At 63.3% G+C, this 14,467-nt stretch carries 14 protein-coding genes, 1 tRNA gene and 1 pseudogene; 9 read left to right on the forward strand and 7 right to left on the reverse strand.

Features of this window, described 5'->3' with window-relative positions; all coding sequences use genetic code 11:
- Window positions 1-33 precede the first annotated feature (33 nt).
- The 3 genes from AC0L3H_RS16090 to AC0L3H_RS16100 all read right to left on the reverse strand — a co-directional run bounded on the left by AC0L3H_RS16090 (window position 34) and on the right by AC0L3H_RS16100 (window position 2,656).
- On the reverse strand, window positions 34-927 hold the full coding sequence (locus AC0L3H_RS16090) for a LysR family transcriptional regulator (protein WP_128248059.1): 894 nt from the start codon (window positions 925-927) through the stop codon (window positions 34-36).
- 134 nt (window positions 928-1,061) lie between these two features.
- The gene (locus AC0L3H_RS16095; RefSeq protein ID WP_473586121.1) at window positions 1,062-1,472 is read right to left on the reverse strand and encodes a cyclophilin-like fold protein; all 411 of its coding nucleotides are present in this window, start codon (window positions 1,470-1,472) and stop codon (window positions 1,062-1,064) included.
- A 65-nt stretch (window positions 1,473-1,537) separates the two neighbouring features.
- Complete coding sequence (locus tag AC0L3H_RS16100) at window positions 1,538-2,656, reverse strand: alpha/beta hydrolase (protein ID WP_473586122.1); 1,119 nt, start codon at window positions 2,654-2,656, stop codon at window positions 1,538-1,540.
- A 198-nt stretch (window positions 2,657-2,854) separates the two neighbouring features.
- Between AC0L3H_RS16100 and AC0L3H_RS16105 the strand changes: the two are divergent.
- Window positions 2,855-3,130: pseudogene (locus AC0L3H_RS16105) on the forward strand (hypothetical protein); the annotation flags it as partial.
- A 181-nt stretch (window positions 3,131-3,311) separates the two neighbouring features.
- On the opposite strand, the gene AC0L3H_RS16110 reads toward AC0L3H_RS16105, so the two are convergent.
- Both AC0L3H_RS16110 and AC0L3H_RS16115 read right to left on the reverse strand, forming a co-directional pair.
- Entirely contained in the window at window positions 3,312-4,028 is a 717-nt protein-coding gene (locus tag AC0L3H_RS16110) for a pentapeptide repeat-containing protein (protein WP_473586123.1), read from the reverse strand.
- A 441-nt stretch (window positions 4,029-4,469) separates the two neighbouring features.
- Window positions 4,470-4,559, reverse strand: a tRNA-Ser gene (locus AC0L3H_RS16115).
- Window positions 4,560-4,874: 315 nt separating this feature from the next.
- Between AC0L3H_RS16115 and AC0L3H_RS16120 the strand changes: the two genes are divergently transcribed.
- The 3 genes from AC0L3H_RS16120 (at window position 4,875) to AC0L3H_RS16130 (ending at window position 6,607) form a co-directional block, all read left to right on the forward strand.
- The gene (locus tag AC0L3H_RS16120; RefSeq protein ID WP_473586124.1) at window positions 4,875-5,534 is read left to right on the forward strand and encodes a 50S ribosomal protein L21; all 660 of its coding nucleotides are present in this window, start codon (window positions 4,875-4,877) and stop codon (window positions 5,532-5,534) included.
- A 99-nt stretch (window positions 5,535-5,633) separates the two neighbouring features.
- Window positions 5,634-5,903: a 50S ribosomal protein L27 gene (rpmA, locus tag AC0L3H_RS16125; protein WP_023678077.1), complete on the forward strand. Its 270-nt coding sequence runs from the start codon at window positions 5,634-5,636 to the stop codon at window positions 5,901-5,903.
- A 116-nt stretch (window positions 5,904-6,019) separates the two neighbouring features.
- The gene (locus AC0L3H_RS16130; protein ID WP_128173597.1) at window positions 6,020-6,607 is read left to right on the forward strand and encodes a GNAT family N-acetyltransferase; all 588 of its coding nucleotides are present in this window, start codon (window positions 6,020-6,022) and stop codon (window positions 6,605-6,607) included.
- A gap of 10 nt (window positions 6,608-6,617) precedes the next feature.
- Here AC0L3H_RS16130 and AC0L3H_RS16135 read toward each other — a convergent pair whose 3' ends face one another.
- Window positions 6,618-7,487, reverse strand: coding sequence for an endonuclease/exonuclease/phosphatase family protein (locus tag AC0L3H_RS16135; protein WP_473586125.1), 870 nt, complete (start codon window positions 7,485-7,487; stop codon window positions 6,618-6,620).
- Window positions 7,488-7,651: 164 nt separating this feature from the next.
- Between AC0L3H_RS16135 and obgE the strand changes: the two genes are divergently transcribed.
- From obgE to AC0L3H_RS16160, 5 genes are all read left to right on the forward strand, one after another.
- Window positions 7,652-8,680, forward strand: coding sequence for a GTPase ObgE (gene obgE, locus AC0L3H_RS16140; RefSeq protein ID WP_473518023.1), 1,029 nt, complete (start codon window positions 7,652-7,654; stop codon window positions 8,678-8,680).
- Between the two features lie 2 nt (window positions 8,681-8,682).
- Window positions 8,683-9,879 (forward strand): glutamate 5-kinase, encoded by a 1,197-nt coding sequence (proB, locus tag AC0L3H_RS16145; protein WP_473586126.1) that lies wholly within the window; start codon window positions 8,683-8,685, stop codon window positions 9,877-9,879.
- A 3-nt stretch (window positions 9,880-9,882) separates the two neighbouring features.
- Entirely contained in the window at window positions 9,883-11,169 is a 1,287-nt protein-coding gene (locus AC0L3H_RS16150; protein ID WP_473586127.1) for a glutamate-5-semialdehyde dehydrogenase, read from the forward strand.
- Window positions 11,170-11,375: 206 nt separating this feature from the next.
- Window positions 11,376-12,008 carry a nicotinate-nucleotide adenylyltransferase gene (locus AC0L3H_RS16155; RefSeq protein WP_473586128.1) on the forward strand — a complete coding sequence of 211 codons (633 nt, stop codon included), beginning with the start codon at window positions 11,376-11,378 and terminating at the stop codon, window positions 12,006-12,008.
- A gap of 194 nt (window positions 12,009-12,202) precedes the next feature.
- Window positions 12,203-13,498, forward strand: coding sequence for an MFS transporter (locus tag AC0L3H_RS16160; protein ID WP_128246131.1), 1,296 nt, complete (start codon window positions 12,203-12,205; stop codon window positions 13,496-13,498).
- 21 nt (window positions 13,499-13,519) lie between these two features.
- Here AC0L3H_RS16160 and AC0L3H_RS16165 read toward each other — a convergent pair whose 3' ends face one another.
- On the reverse strand, window positions 13,520-14,374 hold the full coding sequence (locus AC0L3H_RS16165) for a mechanosensitive ion channel family protein (RefSeq protein WP_473586129.1): 855 nt from the start codon (window positions 14,372-14,374) through the stop codon (window positions 13,520-13,522).
- Between the last annotated feature and the right edge of the window lie 93 nt (window positions 14,375-14,467).

The raw sequence follows: 14,467 nt of genomic DNA on the forward strand, positions 1-14,467 counted from the left end.
TGGCAGGAACGTCGAAGCCCGCGGCATCGATAGTCACTCGCGATGGCGCAGCGCATCGACCAGGGCAACGAAAGCAGGCGAGGATTGCCGGCGGCTCGGATAATAGAGATGGTAGCCATCCCAATAGGGCGACCATCCTTCCAGGACCCGCGCCAGCCGACCTTTGGCGATGTGGGGAAGGGCCATTTCTTCCGGAACATAGCCGAGGCCGCGGCCGGCCAGCGCGGCGTCCAGGACATGAAAGATGTTGTTGAAGACGAGCTGCCCATCGACGCGAATTTTGATCTCGCGGCCGTTCTCCTCGAACTCCCACACATAAAGAGCCCCGGACGTTGGAAAACGGTAGTTGATGCAATTGTGCTGCACGAGGTCCTGCGGCTTCTCCGGCGCGGGATGCTCGGCAAAGTAGGATTCTTCGCCGACGACCGCGAAGCGGAAATCCGGTCCGATGCGAGCCGAGATCATGTCTTTCGCAAGCTGTTCGCCCATGCGGATCCCGGCGTCGAAGCGCTCCGTCACGATGTCGGTGAGGCCGTTGTCGAGCAGGAGTTCGACCTTGATGTCGGGATATTTCGGCAGAAAGCGTTTCAGCTTGGGCCAAAGGATGCTGCTGATTGCATAGTCAGGCGCTGACAGCCGGATGGTTCCGGCGGGCTTTTCTCTCAGTTCGTTCAGGGCATCGACCTCGATTTCGATCTGGTCAAAGTGCGGCCCAATCCGCTGCAAAAGCCTCTCACCCGCCTCCGTGGGAGCCACCGCGCGCGTCGTGCGGGTGAGCAGGCGAACGCCAAGGCGCGCTTCGAGTTGACGGATGGTGTGGCTTAGCGCCGATTGCGATATGCCGAACCGGGCTGCGGCGCGCGTAAAACTACGCTCCCGAGCAACAGCCAGGAACGCGAGCAGATCATTGACATTCTGCCGCGACACTCATGAATCCTTGTAATAGCCAGAACTCGATTATACCGGATAAATCGAAGGCGAACACAGAGACTTCATTGAGCGGCAGCTATTCAATCCGCCGCTCGCCCCCGGCGACGAACTACGAGCGGATTGCGCATGTTTCAGTCGGCGCGTTCAACGCGGATGGTGACCGGACCGGGACGGTCAAAGATCGAGACATCGCCAGTGACCTGCCCGAGCCTGATGATGCCAGGCGCCGGGAGGCGACCGCTCCGATAGTAGATCACGAAATGATCGGAACTCCACAACCCAAGCGTGCCGACAGAGAACTCGCGGTGCCGCGCCAGCTCGGGCAAGGCGGAAGGCAGATTGCCGGTCTTTTCCTGGCGCAGATGATCGGACATCTCTATCGTGAGCGGCAGCATCTGCGCCAGAGATCTTGCGGCCTCGTTATCGGCGAGATCGGCTGTGACCTCGCCCCAATCCGAAGAAATGCGAATGCGTTCTTGAGCCATGGCAGGTCCAACCGTTCCGAGTGCGACAACAGCGGCGCTCAGCAATAGTTTCAGCATGCGGTCGTATCCCCGATCAATGCTGATGGAGCCTGTACCGTCTGGTACAGGCTCCATCGCGCCGTTCACGCAGAGAGATGCTGATTGAAGAAGCTGGTCAGCTTGTCGAACGGGATCAGGTCGACGCGATCGTAGAGGTCGACGTGCCCGGCGCCGGCAACCCACACAAGCTCCTTCGGCTCGGCCGCTCGCTTGTAGGCATCCTCGCTGAACTCGCGCGAGTGAGCCTGATCGCCGGCGATGAACAGCATCGAGCGCGGCGAGATCGTCTCGATGTCGTTGAACGGGTAAAAATTCATGAACTTGACATTGCTGGTCAGCGTCGGATGCGTGGTGATCTGCGGGTTTGCGCTTGCGGGCGTGAATTCACCCCGCGGCGTGCGGTAGAAGTCATAGAACTCCCGCTGGATGGGATGGGTGCCGGCGGTCAGCTCGTGCACAGTGCCGCCGGTATATTCGACCGCGGCGCCTTCAGACTCGGCCCAGCGCTGCTCGGCAGCTGCAGCAATGATCTGCTTGCGCTGTTCGATGCTCAGCGAATCATTGAGCGCGTCGCGATTGGCGGCCCCCATGTCGTACATGCTGACGGTCGCGACGGCGCGCATCCGCGGGTCGATCTTGGCCGCGCTGATGACGAAGCTGCCGCTGCCGCAGACGCCGATCGCGCCGATGCGGTTTCTGTCGACGAATGGCCGCGTGCCGAGGAAATCGACCGCGGCGCTGAACGCTTCGGCGTAGACGTCAGGCGAAACGATCTGGCGGGCCTCGCCCTCGCTTTCGCCCCAGAACGGCAGGTCTATGGACATGGCGACGAAGCCCTGTTCGGCCATCTTGGTGGCATAAAGATTCGCGCTCTGCTCCTTCACCGCACCCATCGGATGCCCGACGACGAGCGCCGGATGGCGCGCATTGCGGTCGAGCTTGTTGGGAATGAACAGATTGCCCGCAACGTTCATCTGGTATTGGCTCTTGAAGGCGATCTTTTCCAGCGTCACCCGATCACTGGTGTAGAAGTTGTTGGCGCCGTTTGACATGTCTTGAGCCTTTGCGAAGGGGATGTTGAACAGCGACGCCGCACCGAGCGCGGCAACGCCGGCGCCGGTCAGCTTCAGCAGATCACGCCGGCCAAAGTCGACACTGGACTGTGGTTCCGCCGTGCTCTCGATTCCGATCTGCTTGTTCATGCCTGTCCCTTTGATCGTCCTGAACTGTCGCAGGGCTGCCGGGCCATGCTCATTTCCTCGGCATGCGCGGCAGTGTTGCGAATGTGTGAAATAGAATAGCGACGACGCCGGCGATCGATTAGACGGCAAAATCCGCATGTCGTTATGAGGATGATTCATCAATCGAATAGCGCAGGCTCGTCCCGAAGGTGAACAGATTCGTCCGCCGGCCGCATCTGCATGCACAGGAAGAAGATCGTCACCGTGCCCGCCGATCAAAGGTTCGGCGTCAACGAGTTCGACGATGGCATTTGGCCCTTGAGCCTCATGCCCTATGATCTTGGATACTTCGACCTGGAACAGAGGACATTGGCAAAGCCCCATCCCGCATTCTTGGCGCAGCCGGGATGCTCGCACCTATGGTGTATAATGCCGGGGCGCGTGACGGGCTCCATTGCATCCGGAAGGCGGATCAGTTCGTCACTCATGCTATGATCCTTCCTTCTGAGCAGGAGGTGGACTAGCCACCTCTGCGAACGGTGCGGAAAGCACGAGTTCATGCATGTCGAGACGCAAATCCCAACGCTCGGGAACGGCAGGGCATTCGGGTTAGGCGGCTTGCCGAAAGGTTCGTATCCTGTCGGGTGCAGCATTGCCGCAGTTCGCTTGCCGACAACTATTCCTGCTGGAATTGACAGGGCCAATCTTCAGGCCTCGTCAAGCCAGAAGGCAACTCGGTCCGGGCGTCTCCGCAAGCCATGTTGAGCTGCCACTGGGACAGACCCGCCGAATTGGAAAGGTCGACGCCCTCGATACGGGTCAGAAAGAAAAAGGCGCGGTCAAAGTCTATCGGCGCGGTGAACGTCGCTCCTCGGAAGTCCGCCCGTGCGAGATTGGCAAACGAGAAGCGGCTGCCGCTGATATCGGCGTCATGGAACTGCGCACGCCCCAATTCTGCCTTTGTGAAATCAACGTTGGTCAGATTGGCGTCCTGGAAATTCGAGCGCTGCAATTCCGCGCTCGCAAACACAGCGCCCTGCGCGTCCATACGGCTGAAGTCGGTCCTGTAGGCCTCGATTCTGTCGAACCGGGCGCCTTTGGCGGTCGAGTCGGCCAGGGAAGCACGCACAAGCGTTGCCTTCTCAAGATTTGCCGCAAGGAGATTGCTGTTCCTCAGGTCGGTCGAAGTGAAATCAACACCGAACAGGTTCGCCCCGCTCAGGTCCTGTCCTTCTAGGATGAGAAGCTTCTTGACACACTCGTGCCAATTGACGCCAGGCGTCGCGGCTGCGTGGCAATTGTGAGCAGCAGTGGCGTTCTGCCAAGCAAACACAGTGCAAATCGCTAGAACCAAGCCGGATGCGGCGTAAGCTCTGGTTCGCCTCAAAGTCATGGTTGCTGGACCTCTGCTACTCGCCGACACTCAACCTGACCACATCTGCTGACACTCGAGAGTGCTCCTCGTCTACACCACCGTCAACCCGGGAGCAGAGGACCTGGCGACGGTCGCCGCAGATGCGCAGCGGACGTCAACAATGGGAAGCCTGCTCGGGTGCTGACCGCCACCGCCGGCGTCCGCCGCCGACAAGCGTGAATCCGCTTGGGTCCGCACCGATCGGTACTTCCCGACGGCGAGGTTGATTCCGCTGTCGCTACCCCACGACTTCGCTTAGCGAGGCCGAAGTCGATCTCTGCCATCTACCAGGTCGAAGCATGAACCCCGCATATTTGTGTCGTAAGCTGCCGTGCCGCGAATACGGCGTTTTCAGTAGGCGGGCTTTATGGCGGGCGCGCAACCTATTCTTTGATTTTTATCAATGTAAACAATGTTGTATGGCGGAGAGGGAGGGATTCGAACCCCCGATGGGCTTGCACCCATGCCGCATTTCGAGTGCGGTGCATTCGACCACTCTGCCACCTCTCCGCGGTCATGGTCCGCCGCTGCCGGCGCGGCGCACTAGATAACGGCTGGATGGACAGGTTACAAGGGCCAATCTGCCTGATATCAGGCTTCTCTCCGGGGCTCGTTCTTCGACACCTCCGCCGCCTGTGCCAACGGCACCGTCTTGCTTTCAGCCGTTTGCCTTGACTCGCGCTGCACCTTCGGCTAGGGACGGCGCGCAATCGGCGTGGAGGGCTCTTCCGCGCCGCTTGCTTTTTGAACCCGCAGACTGACAAAAAGACGGCCGAACCGCCTGAAGCGGTTCGTCAAGGCCGACCGAACAGCGAAAGGCAAAAAATGTTCGCAGTCATCAAAACGGGCGGCAAGCAGTATCGCGTCGCCGCCAACGATCTCCTGAAGATCGAAAAAGTCGAAGGCCAGGTCGGCGACATCGTCGAGATCGGCCACGTGCTCGCGCATGGCGAGGGCGAGAATGTCACGTTCGGCGCGCCGTTCGTCGACGGCGCCTTGGTCACCGCCGAAGTCGTCGAACAGGGCAAGAACCGCACCGTCATCGCTTTCAAGAAGCGCCGCCGGCAGAATTCGCGCCGCAAGATCGGCCATCGCCAGTTGTTGACCACCGTGCGGATCGCCGAGATCCTGCTGGGCGGCGCCAAGCCGACGAAGAAGGCCGCGGCCAAGGCCGAGGCGAAGGCTGAAGCTGCGCCGAAGACCGAAGCGAAGCCAGAGGCTGCGCCGAAGAAGGAAGCCAAGGCAACTGAAACCGCCGCCGCGCCGTTGTTCAAAGCGCCGAAGGGCGAGCCGGACGATCTGACCGTGATCAAGGGCATCGGCCCGGTTGCGGCCGGCCAGTTGAACGAGCAGGGCATCACGACCTTCGCCCAGATCGCCAAGCTGTCGGACAAGGATATCGCCAAGATCGACGAGCATATGCCGTTCAGCGCCGACCAGATCACGGACTGGCGCGAGCAGGCCAAAGATTTGGCGAAGAAGTAAAGCGGGCCGGCGCGATCGTCGCCGGTTCGGACTTGAAACGGAACGCGAACGCGTTCATAAGACCCTTTAAGCGCCTAGCGGCGCATCGGAGTTAGTTAGATGGCACACAAGAAAGCTGGCGGTTCGTCGCGCAATGGTCGCGACTCCCATTCCAAGCGGCTCGGCGTGAAAAAATTCGGCGGCGAAGCCGTGATTCCGGGCAACATCATCATTCGTCAGCGTGGCACGACGTGGCATCCCGGCACCAATGTCGGCATTGGCACGGATCACACGCTGTTTGCGCTCGAAGCTGGCGCAGTCACCTTCAACAAAAAAGCCAATGGCCGAACCTACGTATCGGTGAACCCGATGACCAAGGCCGCGGAGTAGCCGGTTCCGCACGAGAACACCGGCACCCATCTCGGGAACCGGTGTCTGGCCAAGCCAGGAAATGGATCAGGGGAGATGGGTTTCCATCTCCCCTTTTTCTTGCCTGGAGGACTGACATGGTTGCCGAAGCGGATGACACAGACGGTGAAAGTTACGCGATAGATTGTCCGGTCCTGGTGACCGAGCGGCTGGTCCTGCGGGCACCGCGCGAAAGCGACATCGAGCAACTGGTGGCGCTCGCCGACAATCGCCATGTCGCCGAAATGCTGGCCCGCATGCCGCACCCCTATGGCGAGGCTGAGGCACGCGCCTTCCTCGCGATGACGGCATCGCGCCGGGCCGGCATTGCCTATGCCTTGACCCTGGCCGGCACCGAAACCTTCGTCGGATGCGCCGGCCTCAACACCACCGATCGCGGGCTGGAGCTCGGCTACTGGATCGGCGAGCCATACTGGAAGCGCGGCTATGCGACGGAGGCCGCGCATGCGCTGGTCGACCTCGCCTTCCAGAGGACGTCGATCCAGGTGCTGCATGCCTCGACGCGGGTGATCAATCCGGCCTCGCGCCGGGTCATCCACAAATGCGGCTTCCAATATGCCGGCCAGGGCATGCTGAACTCGATCGTCGCCGGCCAGGTGCCGGTCGAGCGCTACCGTCTCGATCGCAAGACCTGGACGAGCCTGCGGAACTGGGTGCATTTCTGACCGACGCTGGTCAAACCATCTCGACCCAAACCGGCAAGTGGTCCGAACCGACTGCTTGCCGGTCGACCCACAGGCGCTTCAGCGATTTGGCCAGCGACGCGCTGGTGAAGACATAATCGATGCGCTTGTGGCGGCTGGCGTCGTCAGGCCGCTTGGGGTCGACCCAGGTGGCGAGATCGGCGCCTGCGGCGGCAAGGCGCAGGGCGGCATCGACGGCAAGATCCGCGGTTACCGGCATGCCGAATTCGTGATCCAGGCGGCCGGCGAATTCGACATATTCCGGCGATCCGGCCAGCATGTTGAAGTCGCCCATGACGACGAAGCCTTCGGGACAAGGCAGGTCCGGCAGGCCGACCTCGGCGACGCCCGACAGCGCGCCGCCCTCGATCGCATAGTTCAACAGGCGCCGGCGCAGAAACCGGATCTGGCTGGCGCGTTCGACCGGGCTGCGATGGTCGAGATGGGTGGAATAGAAGCGGATAAAACCAAGCGGCGTCTCGATCAGCGCCTCCAGCGCGCCGCGCTGGAAATTCATCACTTCGAAACTGCGGCTGCGCGGCAAGAGGAGATTGCGCGACAGATGAACGGGGGTTTTCGACAGCACCATGTTGCCGAGTTGGAAGGTGGTGGTGATGGCGCGGCCGTTTTCCAGCCGCGAGCCGACATTGGCCTCGAAATTGCTGCCGTAGACGGCGAAATATTCGGGCAGCGCCTCGCCAAGCTCGGCCACCATGTCGCGGCCGCCATTGCTGGGGTTGTTGCGCGAGACCTCCTGCAGCGCGATCACGTCGGCGCCGCGCACGGCATCGGCGATGCGGCCGACATCGTAGCGGCCGTCAAGACCGACGCCGTAGTGGATGTTGTAGGTTACAAGCTTCATTGCGACTCCGGCGATGTTCAGACTCGGACCATGTTCAGACTGGGGCCATGTTCAGACTGGGGCCATGTTGATAAACAGCCTCGCCCTTCGCGCCACCTTGGTTTAGAGCAGTGCCAAACGTTAGAGCAATGCCGCAAGGCCGTTAGCAGAAACTCAGCAATACGATGAAATTTCTCGATCAAGCCAAGGTCTATGTCCGCTCCGGCGATGGTGGCGCCGGATCGGTGTCGTTCCGGCGCGAAAAGTTCATCGAGTTCGGCGGTCCCGACGGCGGCGACGGCGGTCGCGGCGGCGACGTCTGGGTGGAGGCGGTCGATGGGCTGAACACGCTGATCGATTATCGCTACCAGCAGCATTTCAAGGCCAAGACCGGCACGCACGGCATGGGCCGCAACATGACCGGCGCCAAGGGCGCCGACGTGACGCTGAAAGTGCCGGCGGGAACGCAGGTCTTTGCCGAGGACAACGACACGCTGATCTGCGACCTGACCGTCGTCGGCCAGCGTTTCCTGCTGGCCAAGGGCGGCAATGGCGGCTTCGGCAACCAGCATTTCAAGACCTCGACCAACCAGGCGCCGCGCCGCGCCAATCCGGGTCAGCCGGGCGAAGAGCTCAACATCTGGCTCCGGCTCAAGCTGATCGCCGATGCCGGCCTGGTCGGCCTGCCCAATGCCGGCAAGTCGACTTTCCTCGCCGCCGTCACCGCTGCCAAGCCGAAGATCGCCGACTATCCCTTCACCACGCTGCATCCGGGCCTCGGTGTGGCCCGCATCGACGGGCGCGAGTTCGTCATCGCCGATGTTCCCGGCCTGATCGAAGGCGCGCATGAAGGCGTCGGCATCGGCGACCGTTTCCTCGGACATGTCGAACGCACGCGGGTCCTCCTGCACCTCGTCTCGGCGCAGGAAGAAAATCCGGGGAAGGCCTACAAGACCGTGCGCGCCGAACTCGACGCCTATGGCCATGGGCTGGTCGAGAAGGTCGAGATCGTCGCACTTTCCCAGGTCGACACGCTCGATGCCGACGCGCGCAAGAAGAAGGTCGCTTCGCTGAAACGCGCCGCCGGCCGCGCGCCGATGCTTTTGTCCGCCGTCACCAGCGAAGGCGTCGAAGCCGTTCTGCGCGCGCTGATGACGGTCGTCGCCGAGGCGCGCGAAGCTGTCGCGGCTCCGGTCGAGACGCGCTGGAGATAGCGATGGCCGCGCAGTCGCTGAAAAAATACCGGCGCATCACCGTCAAGATCGGCTCGGCGCTGCTTGTCGACCGCACGGCGGGGCTGAAGCGCGACTGGCTGGCCTCGCTTGCCGACGACATTTCAGTGCTGGCCGAGAATGGCGCCGAGATCCTCGTCGTGTCGTCCGGCGCCATCGCGCTTGGCCGCACCATTTTAGGCCTCGGCAAGCGGGCGCTGAAGCTCGAGGAAAGCCAGGCGGCGGCGGCCGTCGGGCAGATTGCGCTGGCCGGCGCCTGGTCGGATGCGCTCGGCAAGGGCGGCCTGAAATCGGGCCAGATCCTGCTGACGCTCGGCGACACCGAAGAGCGCCGCCGTTATCTCAATGCGCGCGCGACGATCTCGACGCTGCTCAAGATGAAGGCGGTGCCGGTCATCAACGAGAACGATACGGTGGCGACCTCCGAAATCCGCTATGGCGACAATGACCGGCTGGCGGCGCGGGTGGCGACGATGATGGGCGCGGACCTTTTGGTGCTGCTCTCCGACATTGACGGGCTCTACACGGGGCCGCCGGCGCGCGACCAGCATGCCAGGTTCGTCGCTGTCGTCGACCGCATCACGCCTGACATCGAGGCGATGGCGGGTGCGGCCGCTTCGGAGTTTTCACGCGGCGGCATGCGCACCAAGCTCGACGCCGGCAAGATCGCCACCGCCGCCGGCACTGCCATGATCATCACATCAGGCACGCGGCTGTCGCCGCTGCTGGCGATAGAGCGTGGCGAGCGGGCGACGTTCTTCCGGCCGAGCGCCAATCCGGTCAAGGGCTACAAGACATGGATCGCCGGGCAGCTCGAACCGGCAGGCCGGCTGACAGTCGATGCCGGCGCCATCGGCGCGCTGCTGTCGGGCAAGTCGCTGCTGCCGGCCGGCGTCAAGCTGGTCAGCGGCAATTTCTCGCGCGGCGACACGGTGGCGATCCTGTCGCCCGAAGGCCGCGAGATCGCGCGCGGATTGGTTGCCTACGATGCCGCCGATGCCGTAAGGATCGCTGGCTTGAAAACAGCCGAGATCGAAACGGTGCTCGGCTATGAAGCGCGATCGGCGATGATCCACCGCGACGACCTGGTGGTGAGCCATTCTAGTGACCAAGTACAGGCCGGCGACCAAGTACAGGCCGCTGACCAAGCGGTCGGTGACGAGGTGAATAGCGGAGGATGAGCCATGCTGAAGCTGCATGAAAAATCCCGGGACGATACGGTGGCGCTGATGGCCGATATCGGCCGCCGCGCCCGCGCTGCCGCCCGACCGCTGGCCGTCGCCACAGCCGAGCGCAAGCACGCCGCGTTGATCGGTATGGCGCAGGCGATCCTTCGCCACGAGCAGGATATTCTCGACGCCAACGCCATCGACATCAAAAATGGCGAGCAGTCGGGGCTTTCGCCTTCTTTCATGGACCGGCTGAAGCTTGATCCCGGCCGCATCCGTGCCATGGCCGACGGCATCAGTGAAATCGCCGGGCTGCGCGATCCGGTCGGCGATGTCATTGCCGCATGGGACCGGCCGAACGGCCTGCATATCGAGCGCGTGCGCACGCCGCTCGGCGTTGTCGGCGTCATCTACGAAAGCCGGCCGAACGTGACCGCCGATGCCGGCGCGCTGTGCCTCAAGGCCGGCAATCCGGTGATCCTGCGCGGCGGCTCGGATTCGCTCAACTCCTCGGCGGCGATCCATGCCTGCCTGGTCGAAGGGCTGAAAGCGGCCAAGCTGCCGCAGGATGCCATCCAGCTGGTGCCGACCGCCGACCGCGCCGCCGTCGGCGAGATGCTGAAAGGACTTTCCGGCAATATCGACGTCATCATTCCGCGCGGCGGCAAGAACCTGGTCGAACGCGTCCAGAACGAGGCGCGGGTGCCGGTCTTCGCGCATCTCGAAGGCATCTGCCATCTCTACATCGACCGCTCGGCCGATCTCGACATGGCGGCCAGGATCGCGGTCAACGCCAAGATGCGGCGCACCGGCGTCTGCGGCGCGGCCGAGACGCTGCTGGTCGACCGCGCTGTTGCCGCCACTCATCTGGTGCCGATCCTCGGGGCGTTGCGCGCGGCAGGGTGCGAAATCCACGCCGACGCCGAGGTGCTGAAAGTGTTTGCCGACGCCCAGCCTGCGACCGACGCCGACTGGGTGAGCGAATATCTCGATGCCATCATCGCAGTAAAACTGGTCGATGGCGTTGCCGGTGCGATCGAGCACATCGAGAATTTCTCCTCGCACCACACTGAGGCGATCGTCGCCGAGAATACGAACGCCGTCGAACGGTTCTTCAACGAGATCGATTCGGCGATCCTACTGCACAATGCCTCGACGCAATTCGCCGATGGCGGCGAATTCGGCATGGGCGCCGAGATCGGCATCGCCACCGGCAAGATGCATGCGCGCGGCCCGGTCGGCGTCGAGCAACTGACCTCGTTCAAGTACCGCGTGCGCGGGACGGGACAGGTGAGGCCTTGAGCTTTTTCGCGGTTAGAGCCTGACAGGCGTGCGCCCAGCCACCCCCCTCTGCCCTGCCGGGCATCTCCCCCGCAAGGGGGGAGATTGGCGGCTTCATCCCTGGCGCCCTTACTGCGACGCCGAAGGTTGGCGAAAGTCTATGCGACATCCGATCTCCCCCCTTGCGGGGGAGATGCCCGGCAGGGCAGAGGGGGGTGCCTAGCGCGATGCTGTCATCTTCCGAGCCTGCTGTCCCCTCTCGCTACCTTCATATGCCGCATGCCGAAAAGGGCCTGGCCGTCGGGTTGTTCGGCGGCTCGTTCAATCCTGCCCATGCCGGCCATGCGCTGGTCGCCGAGATCGCGCTCAGGCGCCTGGCGCTCGATCAGTTGTGGTGGATGGTGACGCCGGGCAATCCGCTCAAGAGCGCGCGGGAACTGGCGCCGCTGGCCGAGCGGCTAAGCCTGTCCGAGCAGATTGCCCGGAACCCGAAGGTCAAGGTCACCGCCTTCGAGGCGAGCCATTATGTCCGCTTCACCGCCGACACGCTGGCCCTGGTCAAGGCGCGCAACCCGGGCGTCGACTTCGTCTGGATCATGGGCGCCGATTCGCTGCGCGATTTTCACCGCTGGCAGCGATGGCGCCAGATCGTGATGACGTTTCCGATCGCGGTGATCGATCGCCCTGGCGCGACGCTGTCGTTCCTGTCGTCGGTTGTCGCCAAGACCTTCGACTACGCGCGTGTCGACGAGGGCGACGCGCCGCGGCTCGCCCGCATGAAGGCGCCGGCCTGGACCTTCATTCACGGCCCGCGCTCGTCGCTGTCGTCGACCGCGATCCGCAAGATGGCGCAGGGATAGGAGTAGGGCAGTAGGGCAGTAGGGCAGTAGGGCAGCAGGGCAGCAGGTCAGCAGGGCAGCAGGCTACGCTGCTCGCCGACCCAGCCAATTTTTTCTTTTCCCTACTCCCATACTGCCCTACTCCCCTCCCACAAGACCGCTGATGTCGCATTTGCGGCTGCCTTTCCTCGGTCCGTGAGCGATCCTGCGCGGGCATGGCGATTCTCGAGCGAAACCAGACCAGACGCGACCCGGCACAGGGCAGCCCGCCGGCCCCGGCGATCGCCATCGCCAGCGTCGTCCTGTCGATGGCGCTGGTAGCGGTCGGCAACGGACTGATGTTCGCCTATATCCCGGTCCGGCTCGGCGCCGAGGGCTTCGATCCGACCTGGGCCGGGCTGATCGTCACCGGCCTCTCGGCCGGCGGCCTGGCAGGCTGCATTCTGACCGGTCCGCTGGTACGACGCGTCGGCCATGCGCGCGCATTCATGGTGCTGTCGGCTTTGATCGTGCTGTCGAACGCCGCCGTCGGGGCCGGACCGCACCCGCTGTCGTGGATCGCGGCACGCGCGCTCTACGGCTTTGCCATATGCGGCCTGTTCATCGTTGCGCAAAGCTGGCTGAACGACGTCATCGCCAACGCCATACGCGGCAGGGTCATGGCCTTCTTCTACGTCGCCTATGTCGCCGGGCTCGGTGTCGGCTACTCCACACTGGCGCTGATCGACATAAGGGCAGCGGACGCGCCGCTGGTCGGCATCGCCTTCACCGCGCTGTCGATCCTCCCCGTCGGGTTGACGCGGCTCGCACAGCCGCCGCCGCCGCAGGCGGCGTCGGTGGCGCTTGGCCGGGCCTGGCGGATTTCGCCGGTCGGCGTCGCCGGCATGCTTGCCGTCGGCGGCCTGTCGATGACGATTTCAGGCTTTGCGCCTATCCATGCCACGGCCAAGGGCTACAGCCAGGCCGATGTGGCACTGCTGCTGTCGGCGATGCCGATCGGCACATTGATCCTGCAGATCCCGCTCGGATGGATTTCCGACCGCACCGACCGCCGCTTTGTGCTGGTCGCCGCTTCGGCGCTTGCCATGGTGGCGGGCCTGTTCGCGCTGGGCTTCGATGGTGGTGCGCTGGCGGCGCTGGTCGTCATCTATGTGGTCTGGGCCGGCGCGTCGGAATCGATCTATTCGCTGGCCAGCGCACATGCCGCCGACCGCGCCGGCAAGGACGACATGGTGGCGCTGTCCAGTTCACTGCTGTTCGCGTGGTCGCTGTCCGGCTTCATCGTGCCCGGCATCGTGACCGGGCTTTCCGCCGTCTACGGAACCCAGGCCTTCATCCATGTGGCCGTCGTCATTGCCACCGTTTTTTGCCTGTTCGTGCTGTGGCGCGTGGTGGCGATGTCGCCTGTTCCCGCCACCGAGACCGGCAATTTCGCGCCGATGAGCGCGCAGGCACCGCTGCCCGTCGATCTTGCCTTTCCGTCCGAAGAGCAGCGCCGCGCGGATAAATAGCTATGCCGGGAATCGATCGTCTCACTGTCTGGTGACGGCTTCCTGCCGCGGTGCTTCCGGTGGTGGCGCGGGTATAGAAATGCCTTCGCTGTCGAAGACCTGCTTGGCGCGTTTGGTGAGATCGATCTGGGTCACGAAGAAATCGGCAGCCGAGGTCCAGTAGCGCAAGGTTATGGCGACGTTGCTGTCGCCGACAGTCGCCACAAAGGCAATCGGCGCCGGCTCCCGCCTGACGCGTCGCTCGGTGGCGGCGACGCCCAGCATGGTCTTTTGAGCGAGATCGATATCGTTCCACGAGCCGATGGTCAGGGTGATATCGGCGCGGCGGACGCCGTTGCGTGTATAATTGCGGACGGGCTGGTTCCACAGCGTCGAATTGGGAGCGAGCACGTAAACGCCTTCGACCGTTCTCAGCGTGGTGGCGAACAGCCCGATTTCCTCGATGGTCCCGGAAATAACCCCGACCTCGACATATTCGCCGATGCGGAATGGCCGCAGCGCCAGCAGCATGATGCCGGCGGCAATGTTCTGCAGCGTGCCCTGCAGCGCCAGGCCGATGGCCAGGCCGATGGCGCCAATGGCGGCAATGATCGAGGTCGTCTGGACGCCGAACTGGCCGAGCACCATGACGACGACGAGGATCAGTATGGCGTAGCGGACGATCCGCGAGAAGAAGTGGCGCAGCGTCGTGTCGAAGCCATGGATATGGCCGAGGCCGGCGTAGATCGAGCGCTGGGCAAGGCCGGCGACGATATAGCCGAGGACCAGCAGGATGACGGCGCCGATGGCCGAGAACGAGTACGAGACGATCAGAGCGCTGAGCTGCGCAAGGCCGGACTGCACGGTGAGGAGAGCGTTCTGAGGGTCGACAGGCATGAGGGGGATCCGATTGGTCAATGCGCCGATAACCCTCGCCAGGCGGCAAGAGTTCCGATTTTTCTTCAACTGCGGAACCGCAAGAACGGTTCT

Source organism: Mesorhizobium sp. WSM4816 (assembly GCF_055811535.1).